Raw genomic sequence first — 23,195 nt, 5'->3', positions numbered from 1 at the left:
GGGAGAAACGTGAAGGTTTGGGTCGACCCGGACCGCTGCCAAGGACACACGCTGTGCGCCATGATCGCGCCGGACTCCTTCGTGCTCGACGACATCGAGGGACATTCCTCGGCGGTCACCGAAGACGTTCCGCCCGAACATGAAGCGCAGGTGCGAGAAGCCGCCCAGTCTTGCCCGGAGCAAGCCATCTGCATCGAAGAGACAGGGAATTAAGGGCCTTGAGCGTCGACGACGTCGTCAGCGACAGTGATCGCAAGAAGAACACGTATCACTTCGACCGGCACACGCCGGAATACCGAACCCAGTTCGAAACGATCACCGAGGAGATCCACGCGAAATGCCCGATCGCGTGGAGCGAGACCTACGATGGTCACTGGGTCGCCGGCGGCAGCCAGGCCGTCTTCGAGCTGGCCCGCTGCCCGCATGTCTCCAACGACCATGACGTCAACGGCGAACGCCGGGGCTACCAAGGCATTTCGATCCCGAAAGCCAAGCGGGCAAGCGGCGTACGCGGCGGCATCCTGGAGATGGACGAGCCCGAGCACCGCAACTACCGCAATGTGCTCAACCCGTACCTGTCGCCGGCCGCGGTCAAGCGTTGGGCGCCATTCATCGACGATGTGACACGGGCTTGCCTCGACGAGAAGATCGAGGAAGGCCGCATCGACTTCGTCGACGATCTCGCCAACATCGTGCCGGCGGTGCTGACCTTGGCGATGATGGGTATCCCGCTGAAGAAGTGGGCGATCTACAGCGAGCCGACCCACGCCGCGGTGTACACCCCGGAGCATTCGCCAGACCTCGAGCGGGTCGTCGCCATGCACCGCCAGATGGGCCTTGATCTGCTCAACAACATGATCGAAGTCCGGGACAATCCCCGTCCCGGCATCGTCAATGCGCTCGTCCAGGCGCGGATCGACGGAGAACCGGCACCAGATTTGGAGATCCTGGGCAATCTCGGCCTGGTGATCGGCGGCGGGTTCGACACCACTACCGCGCTGACCGCGCATGCCATGGAATGGCTTTCGCAGAATCCCGACCAACGGGAGTCGCTCAGTCGTCAGCGGGATACCCTGCTCGATTCCGCCACTGAAGAATTCCTGCGCTACTTCACCCCCGCGTCCGGCGACGGACGCACCTTCTCCGACGACGTCGAAATCGAAGGAACCCAATTCAAAGAGGGTGAGCGGCTATGGATCTCCTGGGCGATGGCCAACCGCGACCCGGCGGTGTTCACTGAGCCAAACAGGATCCTTCTGGACCGGAAAGGCAACCGGCACTTCAGCTTCGGGCTTGGCGTGCACCGCTGTATCGGCTCCAACGTGGCACGCACGGTGTTCAAGTCCATGCTGACCGCAGTGCTCGACCGGATGCCGGACTATCGCTGCGACCCCGACGGCACGGTGCACTACGAAACGATTGGGGTCATCCAGGGCATGCGGCACCTGCCGGCCACCTTCAGCCCTGGGCGTCCGCTGGGCGCCGGTCTCGATGAGACGCTGGAGAAGTTGCAAAGAATCTGCGACGAACAGGAACTCGCCCGCCCGATCACCGAGCGCAAGGACGTCGCCGTCATCGACTAGGGCTCTCCCTCGGTGGGCCTTAGCCCACCACCATGCGCAGCCGCTCCCAGCCTCGTACGGTCGAGGTCGGTGCCAGTTGTGCGGTCTGGTAGTCGATGTCCCAGTCCGGCCAGCGGTTGAGCAACTCGTCGAGAGCGACGCGGCCTTCCAAGCGCGCCAGGTTCGATCCGAGGCAGAAGTGCACGCCCTTGCCGAAGGTCAGGTGTGGGCCGTCGTTGCGGTGGATGTTGAACGTAGCGGGATCGGTGAATCGGCGCGGGTCGCGGTTGGCAGCGCCGAACAACAACAGCATCGCGCTGCCGGCCGGCACCGTCGTGCCGTAGCACTCGAAATCCTTTGCCATCCAACGTGCCACGTGCGGACCGGTCGGCTCGAACCGCAGCGTTTCGTTGATAGCACGGTTCAGCAACGACCGGTCCTCGAACACGTCGCGGCGTTGCTCGGGGTGCTCGGCGAACACCTTGGCCAACCAGCCGATGAGCCGTCCGGTCGTCTCGTTACCCGCCCCGGCGACAACCTGGGTGTAACGCAACACTTCGTCGCGGGTCAGCTTGCGGGTCACACCGTGTTCGTCTTCGAACTCGACGTTGAGCAGCACCGTCATCAGGTCGTCGGAGGGATTTTTCGCCCGCCAGTCGATGTAGTCGGCGTAGATCCGCCCGTCGGCGATCCGGTCGGCGTCCATCACCTTCATCGGCGTTCCCGCTTTAGTGCGCAGGTTGGCATCGTTGGCGTCCCGGACGCTGACTTGGTCAGCCTCCGGGATACCCATCAACATGCCGATTACCCGCATTGGCATCATCGAGGCCAGTTCCGCGATGATGTCGAATCCGTCGGAGCCGACGTGCGGATCCAGGCAGCTCGCGCAGAACCGCCGGACCTGGTCCTCGATCTCAGCCATCCGGCGCGGTGTGAAGACCCGTGACATCACTCCGCGCAGCATGGTGTGCAGAGGCGGATCCTGGAACATCATCACGCCCGGCGGCATGTCGAAATCGGATTGCACGAGTTCGAGAATGTCGCCGCGGCTGTTGGAAAACGCTTCCCAATTCGACAGCGCCCCCTCGACGTCGGCGTATCGCGAGAGCGCCCAGAAGTCGTAACGCTCGTTGTAGTAGATCGGCGCCTCTTCGACGAGCCGAGCGTAGACCGGGTAGGGATCGACGACGATGCTGACGTCGTACGGGTCGTAGTAGACGTCGGTATCATTCGCGATTGTCACGGTGAGTTTCCTTTACTTCAGGCAGCTTCCGGCGTCGACGGGAAGCGTGACGCCGGTGATGTAGCGGGATTCATCGGAGGCCAAGAACAACACCGCGTTGCTGATGTCCTCGGCGTGCACCCACGGAATCGGCAGGACGTGATACGTCTGGCAGACCGGTGCGAGATCGTCGGGACCGGGGTGGTCCAGCTCCGGCCGAAAACCGCGGTAGGTGCCCTCGTTCAACAACAGCGGTGTGCAGACGTGCGTGGGATGCACACAGTTGACGCGGATCAGCTGTGGGCCCAATTCCACGGCGAACGTGCGCATCAGGCCGACGACGCCGTGTTTGGCGGCCACGTAATGGCCCATGTAGGGGTAGGCCTTCAAACCGGCCACTGAGCTGGTCAAGATGATCGAGCCGCCTCGGCCACCGGCCAGCAGATGCGGAACGCCGGCCTTCACCGTCTTCCACACACTGCTCAGGTTGACGTCGATCATCTCCTGCCACACCGGTTCGCTGGTCTTGTGCAATTTGTCGGCCATCGTGCCGATGCCGGCATTGGCGACGATGATGTCGAGCCGGCCAAACTGCTCCACGCCGCCGTCCAGCGCGCTTGAGAGGGCGTCGAAGTCGCGCACATCGACCTCGGCGGTCACGATACGTCGGTCGAGGTTCTTGACCAGCTCGGCCGTCTCGGCGAGATCCTCGAGTGTCGAGCCCGGCGCGGGCGAGTTGGCGAACCCCTCGCAGATGTCCACGGCGATGATGTCGGCACCCTCCTGGGCCAGACGTACCGCGTGACTGCGGCCCTGCCCACGCGCCGCGCCGGTGACAAACGCGACCTTGCCTTCAACACGACCCGCCATTACGTCCTCTCCTTGTTTGGGCGATCGCCCAATTATTATGCTGAGCCCATGTCTAGCAGCCCTTCCGCCGGGCGGTCAAGAGTTGGCGTCCGCGATTCGTCGACCCGACGCTCGCTGATCCGGGCGACAGCCGAAGTGATCATCGACGAGGGCTACGCCGCCGCGACGTCGCGGCGGATCGCCACCAAAGCCGGCGTCAGGCCGGCGCTGGTGCACTACTACTTCCCGAGCATGGATGACCTCTATGTGGCTGTCCTGCGGGCCGGGGCAGAGGCCACCCTGCAGCGTCAAAGTCAAGCCATGACCGGCGACGCTCCGCTGCACACGTTGTGGCGGCTCAACAGCACACAGGGCGCCCAGTTGATGCTGGAGTTCATGGCGCTGGCCAACCACCGCAAGGCGATTCGCAGCGAGATCGCCGCCTACGCCGAACGGTATGGCGACATGGAGTCGGCCGCGTTGGCCGAGGCAATGGCCGCCCACGGCGTCGACATGAACGAGTTCCCGCCGGTGGTGATGTCGATGATCTTGACGAGTCTGGCGCGCATCATGTTGCTCGAACAAAGCCTCGGCATTACCCGCGGCCACGATGCGACCCGTGACTTCATCGAACGCTATCTCGACCGCTTCGAAGTGCGCTCCGCTGACTAGCGCGGCAGGCCCAAAACGCGCTGGGCGATGATGTTGCGCTGGATCTCCGACGTGCCACCGGCGATGGTGCCCGAGAAGCTGCGGGCATAGCGCTCAAACCAACTCGCGAAGTAGTGATCGAGGTTCATCGGCGCATACGGTCCGGTCAGCGCAGGATGCAACAGTCCGTCGGCGCCCGCCGACGACAACGCATGCTCGCTGGCGCTTCGCTCTGCCTCGGAGCCAAGCAGTTTGAGCACGGAGATGACCGCCACGTCTTCCTCGCCGCGCGCGGCGCGGGCCAACGCCACCGAGCCCAGCAGTCGCAGGGCTTGGTGATCCATCGCCAACGTGGCGTACTGGTCACGCTCAAGCGCCGTGGCGGGGCGGAAATCGGCGAGCAGGTTATCCAGCCGATCAGCGAAACCCAGCCACATCATCGTGCGCTCGTGGCCGAGAGATCCGTTTGCCACCCGCCAGCCCTGGTTCTCCGGCCCGACCAGGTTCTCGGCCGGCACCCGCGCATCGGTGAAGAACACCTCGTTGAAATCGAGATCATCGATCGAGCAGATCGACGGGAACGGGCGGCGCGCCACTCCGGGAGTATCCGTCGGGATCAATAACGCGCTGATTCCCTTGTGCTTTGGAGCGTCCGGATCGGTGCGCACAAAGGTCAGCAACACGTCGGCATCGTGCGCCCCTGACGTCCACACTTTCTGCCCGTTGACGACGAAATGGTCACCATCGCGCACCGCGCGGGTACGCAGTGACGCCAGATCGGAGCCCGCGCTGGGCTCGCTCATACCCAGCGACGCGGTGATTTCGGCCCGAAGGATTGGCACCGCCCAGCGCTGCTTTTGTTCGTCGCTGCCGAACGACAACAACGATGCGGCAATGATGTTCACGCCCTGCGGATTGAAGCTGTGGTAGATGCGCCGACGGCACAGCTCCTCGAGGTGGACGAACTGCTGCAACACCGTCGCGTTGCGGCCGCCGAATTCCGGGGGCTGACCGGGCAGCAGCCAGCCGTTGTCGAACAGCAACCGCTGCCAACGTCGTGTCCATGCCGGCATGTGCGACACCGACCGTGGGCGCTCCAGCGTTTCGGCTTCGGCAGGCAGATGCTCGTCGAGGAAGGCCGAGAAGTCGGCGCGGAACGTCTCGACGTCGGGATCAAAGGTGAGCTGCACGGTATTCCTCTGCGATCATTGCGCGATGCTCGGCGGCGCCGCCGAGCATGTGCTCGCCGGCCTTGGCGCGCTTGAGCGCGAACTGCAGATCGTTCTCCCACGTGAAGCCCATCGCGCCGAACGACTGCAGTCCGTGCCGGAACACCAGCGACTGACACTCGCCGGCCGCGGCCTTGGCCATCGCCGCGGCCAACCGGCGGCGCCGATCGTCTTCAGCGATCGTCAGCGCGGCGAAATAGCCCAGGGCACGGGCGCGTTCGATTGCGACGTGCATATCGGCGGCCTTGTGCTGGATCGCCTGGAATGAACCGATCGGCACTCCGAACTGCTGACGGCTGCGGACATGCTCGAGGACCAGATCCAAGATGCGTTGGCAGGCACCGACCATCGTCATGGCCATACCGGTCAGCGCGACATGACGCGCCCGCTCGGTGTCGATGCTGACCCTGTCCGTGTCGGGGACCCGAGCGCCGGCGAACGTCACGTCGGCGACATGCAGCACCGGGTCGAACACCGAAGTGCGCCGGGCGGTTACCCCGCCGGCGTCGACGATGAACACCGCTGCGTCGGTGACCACGGCCAGCCGCTCGGCGCGATCCCCGTCCAGCACGTGGCGGGCGGTGCCGTCGAGCACCCATCCGTCGTCGTCGCGGCGCGCGGACACGCCGGTGTAGACCGCAGTCCCGGAGCGATGCGGGTCGAACCGATCGGCTGCCAACGGCGCGAACTGGGTCATCGTCGCCAGGAACGGGGTGGGGTCGGTGGCGCGGCCCAACTCTTCGGTCGCGATGGCGAGTTCCACCGCGCTGGCCGCATCGTTCAGTTCGGTCCAGCCGAGATCGACGTAGACCTTCCAGACCGGGCTCGGGTCAGCGTCGTCTTCAGCAACGCTTCGCACCAACGCCGGCGGACACTGCTTGGCGACGACATCGCGCACGGTTTCCTGCCACAGCCGCTGATCAGCATCGAACTCCAAGAGCATTCGCGCGCCTCCTTGCTGCTGTGGCCAACCGTTCGAGAATAGCATTCTCGTTATCGAAAGTAACCATCTCAGCTGCGGCGAAACCGCTTGTGGTCGAAGCATCGGCATGCACCGCGGCTATCAGGCGAGAAGCCCGCGCGACGTGGACCGGCCGTCGCAGGCTGGATCAGAATGCTATTCTCGGATTGGAAGAATTTTGCTTACAGCAGGTCTCCGGCAGCAGCCCCATGATTAATCGAATCGCTTACCGGAAATCCGTTGATTGGCGGTAAACGAGAATGTTAGATTACCTATCGACAGGCAACATGGGCCCGGCCGGTCAAACCGCTGCAGCCGGAAGGTGGCCTTCGTGATCGAGCACGCTGACGGGACACGAACACCGGTTATCGACGCGAGTGTGCACATTTTCTCCGCGTCGACGCCCGACCTTCGCGAGTTCCTCCGTGAGCCGTTCAAGAGCCGCGGCTTTCCCGACTACGAGATGGACTGGTACGGGGCACCCGGCGGCGAGTACGCGCAGGGCACCGGCGGGCGTGAACTCGGCTACCCGGGCTCAGACCCCGCGGTGGTCGGCAACCATCTGTTCGCCGAACGCGGAGTCGACGTCGCAGTGCTGCATCCGATGAGCCGCGGGATCATGCCCGACCGGCACCTCGGCAGTGCACTGTGCGCCGCGCACAACGAGATGATGGTGTCGCGCTGGTTGGAATCCGCCGAGTTCGGCGATCGGTTCCGCGGCACCATCCGGGTCAACCCCGACGACATCGCCGGCGCACTGCGTGAGATCGCCAAGTATCAAGACCACCCGCAGGTGGTGCAGATCGGCGTCCCGCTGCAGTCGCGCGAGCTCTACGGCAAACCGCAGTTCTGGCCGCTGTGGGAAGCGGCAGCCGACGCGAACTTGCCTGTGGCCGTGCACATCGAGGTGGGGTCGGGCATCGCCTACCCGCCCACACCATCCGGTAATACCCGCACCTATGAGCAGTACGTCAGCTTCATGGCGCTGAATTACCTCTACCACTTGATGAACATGATCGCCGAGGGTGTGTTCGAGCGGTTCCCCACGGTCAAGTTCGTATGGGCCGACGGGGCTGCGGATTTCGTGACGCCGTTCAGTTGGCGGATGGACTGTTTTGGCCGGCCGCACCTCGAACAGACGCCGTGGGCACCGAAGATGCCGAGCGACTATCTGCCCGGCCATGTGTATTTCGTGCAGGGCAGTCTCGATGGCCCTGGCGATGCGGAATTCGCCGGCGAATGGTTCGGCTTCACCGGAAAGGACGACATGGTGATGTTCGGCTCCAGTTACCCGCACTGGCAGTGCAACGACGTGAAGGTCCCCAGTGCCTTCACCTCCGAGCAGCGCGACAAGTTGTGCTGGCGCAACGCGGCAGAGCTCTACGGCATCGACGTCCAGGCCAGCGTGGCTGCACAGTAGAAGTTAAGCAAGGGAGACCACGATGACGACGATTCAGACTCAAGAGCGGGTGCCCGCAGCCGAGCGCATCGCTGTCCGGTGCGTCGACTCCGATGTCCATCCGGTGCCCAAACGTGGTGAGCTGACCCAGTACATCCCGGAACCGTGGCGCAGCAAGTATTTCCTCGCTCGCAATATCGGTGAGCAGATCTACTATGACGCTCCCGATTACGCCCATGCCTACGCGATGCGTGTCGACACTTTCCCCTCCGGCGGCGAGTTCCCCGGCAGCGATCCGGACATGGCGTTCCGGCAGCTGATCATGGAAGCCGGCTCGGACATCGCGATCTTGGAACCCGGCGCCTACCCGGCACGTCTACCCGGAGCGCAGCACGCGATGTCATGCGCTTTGAACGACTGGCAGGCCAACCATTGGCTCGATAGCCACAACAACTGGCACGAGCGGTGGCGCGGGTCGATCTGTGCCGCCATTGAGGAGCCGGAAGCGACCGTTCGCGAGATCGAGCGGTGGGCCGGGCACCCCTACATGGCGCAGATCCTGATCAAAGCCGAGCCACGCCCGTCGTGGGGGGATCCGAAGTATGACCCGATCTGGGCCGCGGCGACCAAGCACGACATCACGGTGAGCTGCCACTTGTCGCGCAGCCACTTCGAAGAGCTACCGATGCCGCCGGTCGGATTCCCCAGCTACAACCACGATTTCATGGTGACCTACTCGTTGCTGGCCGCCAATCAGGTGATGAGCCTGATCTTCGACGGTGTCTTCGACCGCTTCCCCACCCTGCGGATCGTGTTCGTCGAGCATGCCTTCTCCTGGGTGTTGCCACTGATGTGGCGGATGGACGCAATTTACGAGGCCCGCAAGTCGTGGCTGGACATCAAACGCAAGCCCTCGGAAATCCTCAAGGAGCACATCAAGTTCACCACCCAGCCACTGGACTACCCGGAGGACAAGACCGAGTTGACCCGTGCCCTGGAGTGGATGGAGTGCGACAAGATCCTGCTGTACTCGTCGGACTACCCGCACTGGACGTTCGATGACCCGCGCTGGCTGGTCAAGCACTTGCCCAAGGCGGCGCGCGAGGCGATCATGTTCAAGAACGGCATCGCGACTTATCATCTGCCGGAAACGGTTCCGGTGCTCGAAGGTCAGGTACGGGTGCTCTGAATGCCCGAAGAAGTCAAGCGGCCCCGGCTAGCACAGGGTCGCGAGCATGTCGTCGCGACGGTAGACGAAATCCCGCCGGGCACACACAAGTTGGTGCCGATCGGACGCCACGGTGTTGGTGTCTATAACGTGAACGGCACGTTTTACGCCATCGCGAACTACTGCCCGCATCAAGGTGGTCCGCTGTGTTCGGGACGCGCACGGGGCCGCAGCATTGTCGACGAGAGTGTCCCCGGCGACGCAGTGATGGTCCGCGACCTCGAGTACATCTACTGCCCCTGGCATCAATGGGGTTTCGAGCTGGCCACCGGGACCACTGCAGTCAAGCCCGAGTGGAGTATCCGCACTTACCCGGTCCGGGTCGTCGGCAATGACGTTCTGGTAATGGCCTGAGGTTGAGGAGAACGCGCGTGTCGTCCATCGAGATCAACGGCGGTGATGTCGTCTACGAAATCCTCGGCGCTTCGGGTGATCTCATTGTCCTGACGCCAGGCGGTCGGTTCAGCAAGGAAATACCCGGACTTCGCCCCCTGGCCGATGCGCTAGTCGACGGCGGGTATCGGGTATTGCTGTGGGACCGGCCGAATTGCGGGGCCTCCGACGTGCAATTCTATGGTCAGAGCGAGTCGCACATGCGGGCCGAGACCCTGCACGGCCTGTTGACCAAACTCGATACCGGGCCGTGCATCATCGCCGGTGGTTCGGGCGGAGCGCGAGACTCGATACTGACCACCATGCTCTACCCCGAACTCGTCACCAAGCTCGTGGTGTGGAACATCGTCGGCGGTATCTACGGAACCTTCGTCTTGGGTTCGTATTACGTGGTTCCGAGCATTCTCGCGGTACGCGGCAGCGGGATCGAGGGACTGCTCAAGGTCCCCGAATGGCGTGAGCGCATCGAGGAGAACCCGACCAACAAGCAGCGGTTGCTCGACCTGGACCGCGACGAGTTCCTCAAGGTGATGCTGCGCTGGCTCAATGCGTTCGTCTCCAAGCCGGGCCAAACCATCCCCGGCGTCGACGACGAGATGTTCGACCGGATCACGGTTCCCACCTTGATCATCCGGGGCGGTGAGAACGATTGGGATCATCCCAAGCGGACGTCACTCGAAGTCAATTGCCTGATCAAGGGTTCTAAGCTCATCGATCCGCCGTGGCCGGAGGATGCCTGGGAGCGGGCCGGCGAAGAGCGAGCCGCCGGAAAGGTGGATCGCTTCAACATGTTTGACACCTGGGTGCAGGCCGCGCCCGCAATTCTGGACTTCTTGGGCAGCCGATGACGCTACGTGGTGAGAATGTGGACCTCAGAGTTGAGGGCGGATTCCAGTGCGGTGTGAATACGGCTCTCCGGCATCCGGTCCAGGTCGGCCTGCCGCAGCGTCACATAGACAACGTCGAATCCATCGTCCCCCGGTACGCGCTCGATCTCGCCGGTGATCCCGAATCCCGCCAGTACGCCGTGCGCATCGTCGTCGGTTCCCCGGCTGACGTAGGTCACCACACCGGCAACCGGATCGGTGCCGAACGCCTTGCGACACAGCTCGACTGCGGTCTGCTTGACCACCTCGACATCATCGCCGGCGATCAACAGTTGCACCTCGCGACGACCGATCGGCATGGCGCCGAGGCTGATGTCCAGCATGTCGGCGCCGGCTGCTTGCACGAGCTCCAGGAGCGTGGCCATGCCCTGGTCTAACTGCGCCGGTGTGAGCGCACCCAACGGGTCGACACCTACCCGCACCACCGCGGTTCGCATGCCCACCAGCCTAGCGATGGAGGGTTGATGGAAACTACTGCCACCGCATCGGCCGTCACCGTCGCCATTTGGCCCGGCTGCGAACCGCGATTGCTGCGCGATCACCCGGGGCGCGAAGACTTTGCGGCATATCGAGAATCGGGCGGCTACCGTCACCTCGAGTCCGCCGACGATCTGCTTGACGACGTCGAACGCAGCGGGTTGCTGGGCCGCGGCGGCGCCGCTTATCCGCTGGCAGTCAAGCTACTCGCGGTGCGGGACAACGGCCGACGCGGTGGAGCCGGCACCGTTGTCGTGGCGAATGGCGAAGAGGGCGAACCCGCCTCGATCAAGGACCGATGGCTGCTGCGCAACCGGCCGCACCTGATTCTCGACGGGCTGCGGTTGGCCGCGGCAATCGTGGCCGCCGACCAGGTCTACGTGTACATGTCCGATCCGGAATCGGCCCGCAGCGTTGAATCCGCCCTGAACGAAATTGGCACCGGCACGCTGGGCGACATCAGCGTCGGCATTCGGGTGGTCGATCCCGGATATGTCGCCGGCGAAGAGACCGCAGCAATCCGCGCACTTAACGGCGGCCCGGTCAAGCCGACCGACAAGCCTCCCCGACCATTCCAGCAGGGAGTCAGCGGACGCCCGACGCTGGTGAGCAATGTCGAAACCCTGGCCAATCTGCCCTACCTACAGCGGCACGGCGCGGCAGCGTTTCGCGCGCAGGGCACGGCGCTGTCGCCCGGGACCTTCTTGATGACGATCACCGGGGCCAGGCGGCCCGCGGGTCTCTACGAGGTTCCACATGGCGTTGCATTTCCCGACCTGCTTGCGCTGCACGGTGTTTCGCCCGACCAAGTCAAGGGCGCGCTGATGGGCGGCTACTTCGCCGGCCTGCTCAACCGCACCGTACTGGATGCCACCATGGACCACGAGACGCTGCGCGGGTTGGGCATCGGCTTGGGCGCCGGCGCCGTCACGGTGCTCACCGATGACTGCGCGGTGGCCGTCGCCGCCTCGGTGCTGGCCTATTTCGATCGCGAAAACGCCGGGCAGTGCGGCTCATGTTTCAACGGCACCGCGGCGATGGCAGCCGCCGCCGGTGCGCTGCGCGACGGTGTCGCCACCGACGAAGACCTGGTCCGGCTGCGGCGCTGGTCGGTGGTGCTGCGTGGCCGCGGCGCCTGCGCGACGCTGGACGCCGCCTGCAATGTCACGGCAACGCTTCTCGACCAGTTTCCGCACGCTATAGAACGGCATCGCGAAAACGGCTGCGCTGCATGCCAAGCCGACGCATTCCAAGCCCGGCGGCCCTACGAGGTGGAGCCGGCATGAGCGAACGCATAAAGATCCGCCTCGACCGCACCATCTGCGACGGGTTCGGCATCTGCGCCAAGCATGCGCCGCAGTATTTCTCGCTCGACGACTGGGGATACGCGTCCCTGATCGGCGACGGCACCGTCGCCGAGGAGGACCACGACGCGGTGATGCGCGCCCTGATGGACTGCCCCGTACACGCCATCATGGAGATCGGTGAGCGTAGGCCCGACGACAGCCGTCCGCCGGCGGACTGCGCAGAGGATCCCGCCGCAGACCTCAAAACCGAAGAGAATGAAGCCGAGTGGGGGTTCACACGTTGAGCGGACGACCACTGCCGCTGATCACGGCGGAGAATGAGTTCTTCTGGAGGTCAGGCGCCGACGGCACCTTGCGGCTACAGGAGTGCACCGACTGCGCGGCGCTGATCCATCCGCCCGCACCGGTGTGCCGGTACTGTCGCTCACACCAGATGGGTGTGCGGGCAGTGTCCGGTCGCGCGACGCTGGCAGGGTTCACCATCAATCATCGATTCAGCCTCCCCGATCTGCCGGCTCCATATGTCGTAGCGCAGGTAGCGATCGATGAAGATCCGCGGGTTCGGTTGACCACCAACATCGTTGACTGCGACCCCGATCGACTGGAGCTGGGCCAGCCCGTCGAGGTCGTCTTCGAGCAGGTCGACGACGTGTGGCTACCGTTGTTTCGTCCCGTCGAGGGTGCCGCGACGTCATTGCCGGTCGACGAGATCGCCCCCGAGCGCTTCGGTGAGCATGTCCGGCCGATGCTTACGCAGGAGAAGTTCGAGGACAAGGTCGCCCTCACCGGTATCGGCATGTCGGAGATCGGCCGCCGGCTGATGGTGCCGCCGCTGGCGCTGACGGTGCAGGCCTGCGAAGCCGCCGTCGCCGATGCCGGTTTGACGCTCGACGACATCGACGGCCTGTCGACCTATCCCGGCGGCGGCAACCTGGGCGGGTTCGGTGAGGGCGGCATCACCGCCCTGGAGGCGGCGCTGGGTATCCGGCCGGTGTGGCACAACGGGGGCATCGAGACGTTCGGTCCGGGCGGCTCGGTGATCGCCGCAATGCTCGCCGTCGCCGGCGGATTGGCCCGCCACGTGTTGTGCTTCCGGACGCTGTGGGAAGCGACCTACAACGAGTTGATGAAGCAGGGCAAGATCGCGCCACCCGGTGGACGTACGACCAGCTGGCTGATGCCGTTCGGCGCGACCTCGGCAGCGCACACCTTGGCGCAGAACGCACAGCGCCACTTCCATCGCTACGGGACCACGAAAGAGACACTGGGCTGGATCGCGTTGAACCAGCGCGCCAATGCCGAACTCAATCCGTCGGCGGTCTACCGTTCCCCGATGAGCATGCAGGACTACCTGGACGCGCGGCCCATCACCACACCGTTCGGGCTCTACGACTGCGATGTGCCGTGTGACGGGGCGATCGCCGTCATCGTCTCCGCCGTTGATGCCGCCCGCGACCTGCCCAAGACGCCGGTCTTGGTGGAAGCGGTGGGAACGCAGATCATCGAGCGAATCGACTGGGACCAGAGCACTTTGACTCATGAGCCGCAGGTGTTGGGCCAGTCGGCGCACATGTGGTCGCGCACATCGCTGAAACCCGATGAGGTCGATGTCGCCGAGCTCTATGACGGGTTCACGATGAATTGTCTGTCCTGGATCGAGGCATTGGGATTTTGTGAGATCGGCGGTGCCCGCGAGTTTCTGGACGGCGGCAAGAACATCGCCCGCGATGGCCAGTTACCGCTCAACACCCACGGCGGTCAGCTGTCACATGGTCGCACGCACGGCATGGGTCTGCTGCACGAAGCGGTCAGCCAACTGCGCGGCGAAGCCGGCGATCGGCAGGTCGCCGACGCCCGCGTCGGCGTGGTCAGCAGCGGCGGCTTGACGCCCAGCGGCGTTCTGCTGCTACGGACGGACGCATGAGCCCGCGCCGGCGACGATGCAGAGCGCGGAGCGCGATGAGGAGGAGCGGCGCATGAGCCTCCGCCCGAGGGTGGTGATCGTCGACGGGGTGCCGATGTCCGCGCTTGTCGCCGAAGCACCAGAACCACGAGCGACGGTCATCGCCCTGCACGGCGGCGGCACCACCGCCGCCTATTTCGACTGCCCTGGCCATCCAGCGCTGTCGTTGCTGCGCACCGGTGCTGCGCTCGGCTTCACCGTGATTGCGCTCGACCGACCCGGGTACGGCAGTTCCGCGCCGTATCCTGAGGCGCTGGCAGAACCAGAGCAACGGGTCCAACTGGCGTATGGCGCGGTCGACCGCATCCTCGGCCAACGGCCCTCTGGGGCCGGGCTGTTCGTGATGGCGCATTCGAACGGCTGCGAGTTGGCGCTGCGGATGGCCGCCGATGACCGCGGTCACGGTCTGCTCGGCATAGAGATGTCCGGTACCGGTCTTCATTACCACCCCGCGGCCCGGGAGGTGTTGAAGACGGCCAGCCCTACGCACCGGCCACCCGGACTGCGTGAACTACTGTGGCACCCGGCGCATTTGTATCCCGCCGAAGTGGTGGGCGGAATCACCAACGCCGCCACCGGCGCACCGTACGAGGCCGCGATGGTCACCGACTGGCCCCGTCACGATTTCCCGCGCGTAGCCGCCCAGGTGCGCATCCCCGTACAGTTCAGCGTCGCCGAGCACGAAAAGGTCTGGCAGTCCGACCCGGCGGCGCTGGCTGAGATCGCTGCGCTGTTCTCCGCCGCACCGAGGTTCGAGATCAACGAACAACCCGACGCGGGACATAATCTCAGCCTCGGTCACAGCGCCGCGGCCTATCACGAGAAGGTCTTTGCGTTCGTCGAGGAATGTCTCGCTACCCAAGCTGATTTGGAGGCCGGTTAATGCAGGTGGGATTCATCGGGCTGGGTAGTCAGGGCGCACCCATGGCCAGACGGATCGTCGAAGCCGGATATCCAACGACGTTGTGGGCACGCAGACCTGCCTCGCTCGAGCCGTTCGGCGACACCGCAGCCAAGCTCGCCGAGTCGCCGGCTGAGCTCGCTGCCGCCAGCGACCTTGTCTGCCTGTGCGTCGTCGGTGACGCCGACATCGAAGAAATCACCGGTGGCGAGAACGGCCTACTGGCCGGACTCAAACCGGGCAGCGTGATCGCCGTCCACAGCACCGTACATCCGAAGACATGCCGTGAATTGGCCAAAAGAGCCGATGCACAAGGTGTCTCGGTAATCGACGCCCCGGTGAGCGGCGGCGCGCCGGCCGTCGAGGAGGGTCGTCTGCTGGTGATGGTCGGCGGCGACGCGGAGGTGGTCGAGCGCTGCCGTCCGGTGTTCGAAACCTACGCCAACCCCGTCGTGCACCTCGGCAATCTGGGTTCTGGTCAAACCACCAAGCTGCTGAACAACCTGCTGTTCACCGCGAACCTCGGAACCGCGGCCAGCGCGCTGTCGCTCGGCGAGGCACTCGGCGTGTTGCCGGACCGTCTCACCGAGGTCATCTCGCGCGGCAGCGGGAACAGCTTCGCGCTCAATGTTCTTGGCGGTGACACCGGCGGTTTGGATCGGCTTGCCGGCCTCGCGGGCGCACTGCTGCAGAAGGATGCCCGCTTGGTCGCCGACCTTGCCGATACCGCCACCGTTCCCGGCGGGGCCGTGCTCGATGCCGCCGACGCCACTCTGACCCTGATGGACCACCCACGGTGAAAATCGGCTTCATCGGTGCAGGGCGGATGGGACGGCCGATGGTGGGTCGCCTCGTCGACGCCGGCCATGACGTCCGAGCATTAGGCCGATCCGACGAGAAGCGGGCCGCCATCACCCAATTGGGCGCGACGGGCGTGTCCGAGGTAGTCGAGTTGAACGCCGGCGCCGACGTCGTCGTGGTCTGTGTTTTCAGCGACGAGCAAGTGCGCCAGATTTGTCTGGACAATAATTTGTCCGCCACGATGGCAGCCGGTTCGACCCTGGTAGTACATACCACCGGAAGTCCGCGCACCGTCGAAGCGATCGCAGCCTCATCAGATGTCGAGGTGGTGGATGCCCCGGTCAGCGGTGGCCCGCACAACGCCGCGGCCGGTGAATTGACTGTGTTCGTGGGCGGAGCCGATGACACAGTCGCTCGGGTGCGTCCGGTGTTGAGCTGCTACGGCGATCCGGTCTTGCACGTCGGCCCGTTGGGTGCCGGGCAAAAGGTGAAACTGGTCAACAACGCGCTGTTCGCCGCGAACATCGGGCTGCTGTCCGAGTCCGTCGAGCTCGGGCGGCGCCTCGGCGTGCCGGAGTCGACGCTGCTGTCCGCACTTCCGCACGGCAGCGCAGCCAGCCGCGTGCTGGACCTGATCGCCGGTGGCGGTTCCGTCGCCACATTCACCGAGATGGCCGGTGAATTCGTGGGCAAAGATGTCGCGATAGCCAGAAGTATCGCAACCGAACTCGGCAGTAACCTCGGCGTCCTCGACAAGGTCATCGACGCGGCGTCGAAAGGATAAATGGGTGTTTCATTCCCGCCACGAATGATTTACCGTTAGCGTTACAGTCACGCCTTCCGTCGTAACGATTCCAGCCGCAGGGCCGCTGCTGAGGAGATGCAATGACCAAACCGAAGGTTGTCTTCGATCCGTTCTCTGAGGACTATTTCACCAATCCCTTCGAGACGTACCGACGGATGCGCGAGGACGCGCCGCTGTACTACGACGAGCAAGAAGACTTCTACGCGCTGACGCGACACGAAGACGTGGCGGCCGCATTCAAGGATTTCGAGACCTACTCGTCGGCTCGTGGTTGCGACCTGGCGATGGTGCGTTCGGGCGAGGTGCCCCAGAAATCGATCATCTTCATGGATCCGCCCGACCATCGCCACATGCGCAGTCTGCTCAACAAGGCATTCACCCCGCGGGCCATCCAATCCCAGAAGGAGACCGTCCTCGAGCTGGTCGAGAAGTACTTGGGTGCGGCCAATCCCGATCAGTTTGACGTTGTCCAAGACTTCTCCGGCCCATTCCCCGTCGAGGTCATCACCAGGATGGCCGGAGTGCCGGAGGAATTTCGTCAGCAAGTGCGCCACTGGATCGACACCAGCCTGCACCGCGAACCTGGACAGGTCGGGTGGAGCGAAGCTGGGATGCAGGCCAACCTCGACAGCGCGATGTATTACTTCAGCCTGATCCAGCAGCGGCGCGAGGAGCCGCAGGAGGACATGATCAGCCGGCTCATCGCCGCGGAGATCCCGGGCGATGACGGCCAAATGCGTAAACTTGACGATATCGAAATCACCGGTTTCGCAGTGCTTTTGGGTGGTGCGGGTGCCGAAACCGTGACCAAGCTGGTCGGCAACGCGGCGGTCATCTTCGCCCGCAACCCGGACCAATGGCAGAAGCTGCTTGATGACCGGAGCAAGGTCCCGGCGGCGGTGGAAGAGCTGTTGCGGTACGAAGGGCCGGTCCAATACAACGTCCGCTACACCATTAAAGAGGCTCACGTCAGCGGTGGAACGATTCCCGCCGGCAAGCCGGTGTTTTTGATCGGCGCCGCGGCGAACCGGGATCCCGACGCCTTCACCGACGCCGACACATTCGACATCGATCGCGACCAGACCCAGGCGCAGCACCTCGGCCTTGGGTACGGGATTCACAGCTGCCTTGGCGCGGCGTTGGCCCGGATGGAAAGCCGGATCGCGTTGGAGAAGTTGCTCGACTTCATGCCCCGCTACGAAGTGAATTGGGATGGCCTGCAACGCGTCCACATGCAAAACGTCGCGGGATGGCAGAACGTTCCGGTGAAGGTGATTCGGTGAAAGTAGAAGTCGACTACGGATTGTGCGAAAGCAATGGCGTCTGCATGGGCATCAATCCGGAAGTCTTCGATCTCGGCGACGACGACAATCTGACGATTCTCAAACCGGACGTCACGCCCGAGACCGAGGAGGACGTGCGGCAGGCGATCCGCCAGTGCCCGCGTCAGGCGCTGTCAATGACGGAGTAGCTGCCGGGCTTGTCGCGGTGGTTTGGAACACGTCAGGTGACTCGCATCGGGTAATACCCCCACCGGTGTCCGGCGATACTTGAGGCTTTTACCAAAACATGCAGCATGTGCATGGCATGCGCATGTGATACTTTGTGGCCATGGCAGTTGCGATACAGATCAAAGATGTCCCCGAGGAAGTTCGCGACGCGCTGGCGGCCCGCGCCGAGGCGCGCGGTCAGTCCACCCAAACGTATCTGCGATCGCTGTTGGAACGGGAGTACCAGGCTCAACGCAACCGGCAGCTCTTGGAGGCGTTGGCTGGTCATCGCAGTCTCACCATGACAGCCGAGGAAGTGGCGACCGTCATCCGCGCCGACCGCGACGGGTGAGCTTCCTCCTGTGATCGTGGTGGACGCAGGCGTGCTGGTGTTGGCGCTCACAAGCAGCACTCCCAAAGCCGACGCGGCACGCGCGGCCCTGGAGGGCGACGATGGCTGGCTCGCGCCAGCGCACATGCCAGGCGAGGTGCTACGCACCCTGCACAAGGCCGTATTGCGAAAGCAATTGGAACCTGAGGACGCCGAGGCTGCCGCCGACGCCGTCACCGCGCTCGCTATCGAATACGTACTTCCTGATGCACTGCTCCTGCGCACCGCCTGGGCTTGGCGGCACAACATCTCGATCTACGACGGCTTGTATGTCGCTGTCGCCGCCGAACACTCCGCCGCCGTGATCACCGTCGACAGCCACTTGGCCAGTGCCACTGATCAACTCGGTATATCTGTCGCGATCACTCTGCTCTAGGTCCGCCAGAGATGCGGGGCGCACGACTCGTAAAGGGGTTTAGGTTCCCGACTTGCAACAAACCTCAAATGCCTTGTGCCGAGCTCGGCATACTGGGTTCGGATCACGACCGCAAAGACAGCAAAAATCCGTTACATAGGCGGTAGCGTCATTGGTTGCCGGCTGGGCCGTCGACGGCATTTGCCATCCCACGCCCTCGGCAACGCCTCAGCGGCGACGTGACGGGAGACGACCATGAAGCGCTGCATCGTCGGAGGACTGGCCGCCCTGTTGACGGCGACAGCGCTGATCGGCGCAGCGCCGCCGGCCAGCGCCGGCTGCCAGTACGGCGGACCCGTGATCAGCAAGTGCGACGGACCCGTCCAGCCTGATGGCAGCTGGGAACGTTGCGTGGCCGTCGCCCAACTGAGCTATCGCGGCGCCAGCTCCTTCCTGGCGCCCGACAAGCGTTGCGATGTGATGGGTCCAGACCAGCACCCTGGCGATCTCGGCTTCGCCGACCCACCGACGCACATCGACGATTGAGCTCGCGAACCCTCACCGCACCCGCACGGGGACATGTGACCAGCCGGCGACGTTTTGCATGCTGACGCGTTGACAGCTCTCCCAGCGAACTTCGTAGCGGGGCATGAACTCCAGCATCTTCTCCAGCGCGATGACACATTCCATCCGCGCCAGCGCCGCGCCCAGGCAGCTGTGAATCCCGTATCCGAACCCTAGGTTCTGCGCCTCGGCGCGGTCGCGGTCGATGTCGAACGTATCGGGATCGGTCCAGGCTTCGGGGTCGCGATTGGCCGAGCCACCGACGAGAAAGACAGGTTTGCCCGCCGGGATGGTGATGCCGTGCAGCTGTACATCTTTCATCGAACGGCGGACGTTGTATTGCGACGGCGCCTCGTAGCGCAACAATTCTTCCACCGCTGCGGGAACCTTGCTGCGGTCCTCGAGCAGCATCTGCCACTGCCGGGGATTGCGGGCGAACACCGTTGCCGCGTTCCCGATCAACTTGGTCACGGTTTCGGCGCCCGCGCCGCCCAGGAGCGTGGCAAATCCGGCGATCTCGGAGCCCTTCAAGCGCGTCTTCTCGCCGTCGTCGCGTTCGATCTCCGCGGCGATCAGGCCGCTGATCATGTCCTCTTGCGGTTCGGCCCGCCGCTGTCCGATGAGCTCGTAGTACATCATCCAGGCGTCGGCCATCGCCCGGGCCCCAGCTTCCGACATCTCGATCTGGCCCGGCTCGCGATGCAGCAATGCGTCGATCCACAGCCGCACCTTTTGGCGGTGCTCGGCGGGCACGCCGAGCATCCGGGTGATCACCTCGACCGGAAACAACGCCGAAAAGTCTTGCACGACATCGAAGTCGCTAGGATCGACTGCCGCCAGAAACCGCTCGACTTGCTCGGTCACCATCGGCTTGAGCGACATGATCGCCCGTGGGGTGAACACCTTGTTCACCAGGCTGCGCATCTGCCGGTGCTCAGGTGGGTCCATCGAGATGATCATCTTCGCCGGGAGCTTTTGACCCGTTCGCACCATCGCCAGATCCACGCCGTAAGCCGACGAATACGTCTCGAAATCCTTGAACGCCGCCGCGACATCCGCATGCCGCGTCAACGCGTAGAAGTCATACTGTTCGCTGTAATAAACCGGCGCCTCGGCTCGCATCCGGCGATATGTCTCATAGGGTCCGTTGAAGAACTCGTCGGAAAACGGATCGAATACCGGCCCGGCGACCGCCATCACGCGGTCTCGCTCCCAGCAATGAGCTGCACAGCCATACCGTAACACTAACAGTATTGCCGCCAGTATAACCGGCCGGGCTGATTTCGGGTATTCCGTTCCGTCTCAGTTTCACCAGGCTTCTCAAGAAGTTTGGGATGTGGCAATGTGCCCGCCTCGTGGCGACAAATGGCGTTGCACGCAGGTAGGCGCGTGGTGAACTGTTGACTCACGGCACGGAAGTCGCTGTCTGCCACATGAGTACCGCGAAAGCCGGGATATTCAATGCGCCCGGCTATCAGCGACAAACTCGTCGGGTAGCGCAATGCCAACATTCGTGCCAATCCGATGTGTGGCATCGCGCGGCGTCCAACAGGTCCGCTCTCTGCGTCCGAGACGGACTCCGACGCCCGCTCGCTCATGGGGCAGAGCCGTGCAGCGTAGCGCGCCGGCCGCCTATGCTCCAGTTCCCAAGCTGCACCGCGTCGTTCATCGCAAACCGTCAAACGAGGCTCAGACAACCGATTTCGTTGTCCCTCGTAGGTGGGCATCGCGAAATATCACTATTCGCGGTGACGCATGTGGCGGAGCAGGCTACAGTATCGAGAGTGACGAACTCGTCGACATCTTCAAGGATTGGATCCCCCGTTGTCGCTGCGAGGCGGGCACATTGATGCACCGCCCGTTCAGGGTGGCTCCTGTGACACACGTGGCGCGACCGTCCATTCGGTTTCTGGCACTGCTTCAGTGTCACGTTGGAGCCCCGCGAGAAGAGCTCCGCGGTTAGCTGCTAGCCAGGCGTGGTCGGCATGTCGAAACCGGAGAGAATGACGGCATTGCAGTCGGCCGCGGCCTGCCGCAGTTTCGCCGCCTTCTGGTAGCCCTCCGACTCGTACCAGGCGCGGGCCGCATCCACCGACTCGAATTCCAGCACGATGGTCTGGTCACCATGCCAGCTGCCTTCGATGACCTTGGGAGCCGCGTCCACCGCGAGAATGTTGACCCCGGCCATCGCTCCTCCCGCCGCCCGGGCATACGCCTTCATCCCCTCCGGGTCTTTGATGGCCTCGGTCAGGATGACGTATCCCTTGGACATAGCGACAGCTCCTTAACTCGTCTCGATGGCCTGTTCTGGGCACTCTTTGACCGCATCACGAACCGCATCTTCGAACTCGGCGGGTATCTCGGGCACTATCACCGTCGAGTAGCCATCGTCGTTCAACTCGAACACCGACGGGCAGATCGTGGTGCAGATCCCGTGTCCGCGGCAGCGATCCTCGTCGACCCTGGCTTTCACTGAGCGCTCCCTGCCGTGAATTCGAGGTGCAGTTCAGTCAAGCCGCGCAGGATGTAGGTCGGAACATATTGGTAGCGACGGTCATTGGCCGGGCCATGCTGGCGTTCTGAGATCTTGATGTCGGCGGTCCGGTCCAGCAGACGCTCGATGGCCACTCGGGTTTCGGCCCGGGCCAGCGGTGCACCCGGACAGCTGTGAATCCCGCGTCCGAACGAGATGTGCTGCCGTGCGTTCTTGCGGGCAAGCTCGAAGGTCTCCGGGTTCTCGAACCGGCGGGGATCGCGGTTGGCGGCGGCATTGACGACCATTACCGTTGTGCCGGCGCGGATTTCGACTCCGCCCACGCTGGTGCTAACACGAGACAGCCGGAAGTCGCCCTTGACCGGACTTTCGATGCGCAGCGCCTCTTCGATGAAGTTCGGGATCAGGCTGCGGTCATTGCGCAGCTTCTCCTGAATGTCGGGACGTTCCCCGATGACCTGCAGCGCTGCGCCGAGTAGCCGCACCGTCGTCTCCTGACCCGCCGAGAACACATTGGTAGCAACGCGGGCCACGTCGGTCACATCCGGCGTGGACCCGTCGGGGAAGGTCGCAGTAGCCAGACCCGTCAACACGTCATCGCGAGGCGTACGGCGACGGTCCTCGACGTACTGCGCAAACGTGCCGTAGAGAAATTCCAATGGGCTGTGCGCCAGCGACTTTTCGCCCGTGCCACCGACGCCGCCGCCCGCATTGCGGTGAATGCCGGTGACGAATTCCTCGCGGTCTTCTTCGGGCACGCCGAGCAAATCGGCGATGACCAGCAGTGTGAACGGGCCCGCGAAGCCCTTAATGAATTCGCCCTCGCCCGGTGCCAGGAAGTCGTCCAGCACCCGGTCAGCGAGCACCCACATGGCGTCCTCGTTCTCCTTGAGGCGCTTGGGAGTGATCAGCCGCATCAACAGCGCACGATGATCCGTGTGCGTGGGGGGATCCAGTGTCGGCAACTGGTCGCTGAACGGCAACTCGGCGCGGTGCTGCTCGATCAGTTCGGTCACGTCGTCACCCTCCAGCGGCACCGGGAAGCCGGGGAACGGCCCGGTCACCGAAACGCACGACGAGAAGGTCTCCGCGTTGCTGGCGACCTCGACGGCCTCCTCCCAGCCGGTCACCATCGTCACCCCGTAGTGCGGCTCCCGCATGACAGGGCACTGCCCGCGCAGCGCGTCGAAGTACGGATATGGATCCTCGACCAGACGTCCGTCCTTGAAGAAATCCATCGCGGTGAAGTCATCCGCCATCTACTGC

General features: G+C 63.9%; 26 protein-coding genes and 1 pseudogene. 18 read left to right on the top strand and 9 right to left on the bottom strand.

What is annotated here, in order from left to right; all coding sequences use genetic code 11:
* Window positions 1–9: 9 nt before the first annotated feature.
* Together AC5Y5W_RS02145 and AC5Y5W_RS02140 are read left to right on the top strand one after the other, a co-directional pair.
* Window positions 10–213 (top strand): ferredoxin, encoded by a 204-nt coding sequence (locus AC5Y5W_RS02145; RefSeq protein ID WP_500021978.1) that lies wholly within the window; start codon window positions 10–12, stop codon window positions 211–213.
* A 5-nt stretch (window positions 214–218) separates the two neighbouring features.
* Complete coding sequence (locus AC5Y5W_RS02140) at window positions 219–1,583, top strand: cytochrome P450 (protein ID WP_500021977.1); 1,365 nt, start codon at window positions 219–221, stop codon at window positions 1,581–1,583.
* 19 nt (window positions 1,584–1,602) lie between these two features.
* Here the strand turns inward: AC5Y5W_RS02140 and AC5Y5W_RS02135 are convergent, their stop codons facing one another.
* The gene (locus tag AC5Y5W_RS02135) at window positions 1,603–2,805 is read right to left on the bottom strand and encodes a cytochrome P450 (protein WP_500021976.1); all 1,203 of its coding nucleotides are present in this window, start codon (window positions 2,803–2,805) and stop codon (window positions 1,603–1,605) included.
* 12 nt (window positions 2,806–2,817) lie between these two features.
* Window positions 2,818–3,654 (bottom strand): mycofactocin-coupled SDR family oxidoreductase, encoded by an 837-nt coding sequence (locus tag AC5Y5W_RS02130; RefSeq protein ID WP_500021975.1) that lies wholly within the window; start codon window positions 3,652–3,654, stop codon window positions 2,818–2,820.
* Between the two features lie 48 nt (window positions 3,655–3,702).
* Between AC5Y5W_RS02130 and AC5Y5W_RS02125 the strand changes: the two genes are divergently transcribed.
* Window positions 3,703–4,305 carry a TetR/AcrR family transcriptional regulator gene (locus AC5Y5W_RS02125; RefSeq protein WP_500021974.1) on the top strand — a complete coding sequence of 201 codons (603 nt, stop codon included), beginning with the start codon at window positions 3,703–3,705 and terminating at the stop codon, window positions 4,303–4,305.
* On the opposite strand, the gene AC5Y5W_RS02120 is transcribed toward AC5Y5W_RS02125, so the two are convergent.
* The gene (locus tag AC5Y5W_RS02120) at window positions 4,302–5,474 is read right to left on the bottom strand and encodes an acyl-CoA dehydrogenase family protein (protein WP_500021973.1); all 1,173 of its coding nucleotides are present in this window, start codon (window positions 5,472–5,474) and stop codon (window positions 4,302–4,304) included. The genes AC5Y5W_RS02125 and AC5Y5W_RS02120 overlap by 4 nt on opposite strands.
* Entirely contained in the window at window positions 5,458–6,456 is a 999-nt protein-coding gene (locus AC5Y5W_RS02115; protein ID WP_500021972.1) for an acyl-CoA dehydrogenase family protein, read from the bottom strand. Before AC5Y5W_RS02115 ends, AC5Y5W_RS02120 begins: the two co-directional genes overlap by 17 nt.
* A gap of 349 nt (window positions 6,457–6,805) precedes the next feature.
* Between AC5Y5W_RS02115 and AC5Y5W_RS02110 the strand changes: the two genes are divergently transcribed.
* From AC5Y5W_RS02110 to AC5Y5W_RS02095, 4 genes are read left to right on the top strand one after another with little or no spacing between them, the layout of a single operon-like run.
* Window positions 6,806–7,894 carry an amidohydrolase family protein gene (locus AC5Y5W_RS02110; RefSeq protein ID WP_500021971.1) on the top strand — a complete coding sequence of 363 codons (1,089 nt, stop codon included), beginning with the start codon at window positions 6,806–6,808 and terminating at the stop codon, window positions 7,892–7,894.
* A 22-nt stretch (window positions 7,895–7,916) separates the two neighbouring features.
* Window positions 7,917–9,062 carry an amidohydrolase family protein gene (locus AC5Y5W_RS02105; RefSeq protein WP_500021970.1) on the top strand — a complete coding sequence of 382 codons (1,146 nt, stop codon included), beginning with the start codon at window positions 7,917–7,919 and terminating at the stop codon, window positions 9,060–9,062.
* Complete coding sequence (locus tag AC5Y5W_RS02100; protein WP_500021969.1) at window positions 9,063–9,455, top strand: Rieske (2Fe-2S) protein; 393 nt, start codon at window positions 9,063–9,065, stop codon at window positions 9,453–9,455. It abuts the gene before it with no gap.
* Between the two features lie 17 nt (window positions 9,456–9,472).
* The gene (locus AC5Y5W_RS02095; protein ID WP_500021968.1) at window positions 9,473–10,342 is read left to right on the top strand and encodes an alpha/beta fold hydrolase; all 870 of its coding nucleotides are present in this window, start codon (window positions 9,473–9,475) and stop codon (window positions 10,340–10,342) included.
* 2 nt (window positions 10,343–10,344) lie between these two features.
* Here AC5Y5W_RS02095 and AC5Y5W_RS02090 read toward each other — a convergent pair whose 3' ends face one another.
* Window positions 10,345–10,818 (bottom strand): hypothetical protein, encoded by a 474-nt coding sequence (locus tag AC5Y5W_RS02090; RefSeq protein WP_500021967.1) that lies wholly within the window; start codon window positions 10,816–10,818, stop codon window positions 10,345–10,347.
* Between the two features lie 27 nt (window positions 10,819–10,845).
* Here AC5Y5W_RS02090 and AC5Y5W_RS02085 point away from each other — a divergent pair, with 27 nt between their 5' ends.
* The 11 genes and pseudogenes from AC5Y5W_RS02085 (at window position 10,846) to AC5Y5W_RS02035 (ending at window position 19,417) form a co-directional block, all read left to right on the top strand.
* The gene (locus AC5Y5W_RS02085) at window positions 10,846–12,144 is read left to right on the top strand and encodes an NADH-ubiquinone oxidoreductase-F iron-sulfur binding region domain-containing protein (RefSeq protein WP_500021966.1); all 1,299 of its coding nucleotides are present in this window, start codon (window positions 10,846–10,848) and stop codon (window positions 12,142–12,144) included.
* A gap of 8 nt (window positions 12,145–12,152) precedes the next feature.
* On the top strand, window positions 12,153–12,449 hold the full coding sequence (locus AC5Y5W_RS02080) for a ferredoxin (protein WP_500022044.1): 297 nt from the start codon (window positions 12,153–12,155) through the stop codon (window positions 12,447–12,449).
* On the top strand, window positions 12,446–14,089 hold the full coding sequence (locus AC5Y5W_RS02075; RefSeq protein WP_500021965.1) for a thiolase C-terminal domain-containing protein: 1,644 nt from the start codon (window positions 12,446–12,448) through the stop codon (window positions 14,087–14,089). Before AC5Y5W_RS02080 ends, AC5Y5W_RS02075 begins: the two co-directional genes overlap by 4 nt.
* A gap of 52 nt (window positions 14,090–14,141) precedes the next feature.
* The gene (locus AC5Y5W_RS02070; protein WP_500021964.1) at window positions 14,142–15,011 is read left to right on the top strand and encodes an alpha/beta hydrolase; all 870 of its coding nucleotides are present in this window, start codon (window positions 14,142–14,144) and stop codon (window positions 15,009–15,011) included.
* Entirely contained in the window at window positions 15,011–15,829 is an 819-nt protein-coding gene (locus tag AC5Y5W_RS02065; protein ID WP_500021963.1) for an NAD(P)-dependent oxidoreductase, read from the top strand. Before AC5Y5W_RS02070 ends, AC5Y5W_RS02065 begins: the two co-directional genes overlap by 1 nt.
* Window positions 15,799–16,614, top strand: a pseudogene (locus AC5Y5W_RS02060) (NAD(P)-dependent oxidoreductase); the annotation flags it as partial. The gene AC5Y5W_RS02065 and the pseudogene AC5Y5W_RS02060, both read left to right, overlap by 31 nt.
* A gap of 101 nt (window positions 16,615–16,715) precedes the next feature.
* A complete protein-coding gene (locus AC5Y5W_RS02055; RefSeq protein ID WP_500008822.1) occupies window positions 16,716–17,918 on the top strand; it encodes a cytochrome P450 in 1,203 nt (400 codons plus the stop codon).
* The gene (locus AC5Y5W_RS02050; RefSeq protein WP_500008821.1) at window positions 17,885–18,106 is read left to right on the top strand and encodes a ferredoxin; all 222 of its coding nucleotides are present in this window, start codon (window positions 17,885–17,887) and stop codon (window positions 18,104–18,106) included. The genes AC5Y5W_RS02055 and AC5Y5W_RS02050 overlap by 34 nt, the downstream gene beginning before the upstream one ends.
* 140 nt (window positions 18,107–18,246) lie before the next feature.
* The gene (locus AC5Y5W_RS02045; RefSeq protein ID WP_236981335.1) at window positions 18,247–18,477 is read left to right on the top strand and encodes a FitA-like ribbon-helix-helix domain-containing protein; all 231 of its coding nucleotides are present in this window, start codon (window positions 18,247–18,249) and stop codon (window positions 18,475–18,477) included.
* A 10-nt stretch (window positions 18,478–18,487) separates the two neighbouring features.
* Window positions 18,488–18,892, top strand: a complete 405-nt coding sequence (locus AC5Y5W_RS02040; RefSeq protein WP_500008820.1) for a type II toxin-antitoxin system VapC family toxin — start codon at window positions 18,488–18,490, stop codon at window positions 18,890–18,892.
* 234 nt (window positions 18,893–19,126) lie between these two features.
* On the top strand, window positions 19,127–19,417 hold the full coding sequence (locus tag AC5Y5W_RS02035) for a CDGP domain-containing protein (protein ID WP_500008819.1): 291 nt from the start codon (window positions 19,127–19,129) through the stop codon (window positions 19,415–19,417).
* A 12-nt stretch (window positions 19,418–19,429) separates the two neighbouring features.
* Here the strand turns inward: AC5Y5W_RS02035 and AC5Y5W_RS02030 are convergent, their stop codons facing one another.
* From AC5Y5W_RS02030 to AC5Y5W_RS02015, 4 genes are all read right to left on the bottom strand, one after another.
* A complete protein-coding gene (locus AC5Y5W_RS02030; protein WP_500008818.1) occupies window positions 19,430–20,632 on the bottom strand; it encodes a cytochrome P450 in 1,203 nt (400 codons plus the stop codon).
* 769 nt (window positions 20,633–21,401) lie between these two features.
* On the bottom strand, window positions 21,402–21,707 hold the full coding sequence (locus AC5Y5W_RS02025) for a DUF1330 domain-containing protein (RefSeq protein WP_500008817.1): 306 nt from the start codon (window positions 21,705–21,707) through the stop codon (window positions 21,402–21,404).
* A 12-nt stretch (window positions 21,708–21,719) separates the two neighbouring features.
* A complete protein-coding gene (locus tag AC5Y5W_RS02020; RefSeq protein WP_500008816.1) occupies window positions 21,720–21,908 on the bottom strand; it encodes a ferredoxin in 189 nt (62 codons plus the stop codon).
* Window positions 21,905–23,188: a cytochrome P450 gene (locus AC5Y5W_RS02015; RefSeq protein ID WP_500008815.1), complete on the bottom strand. Its 1,284-nt coding sequence runs from the start codon at window positions 23,186–23,188 to the stop codon at window positions 21,905–21,907. The genes AC5Y5W_RS02020 and AC5Y5W_RS02015 overlap by 4 nt, the downstream gene beginning before the upstream one ends.
* Between the last annotated feature and the right edge of the window lie 7 nt (window positions 23,189–23,195).

The sequence above is a fragment of the Mycobacterium sp. NGS51 genome (assembly GCF_059812525.1).
This window is presented reverse-complemented; position numbering and strand designations above follow the sequence as displayed.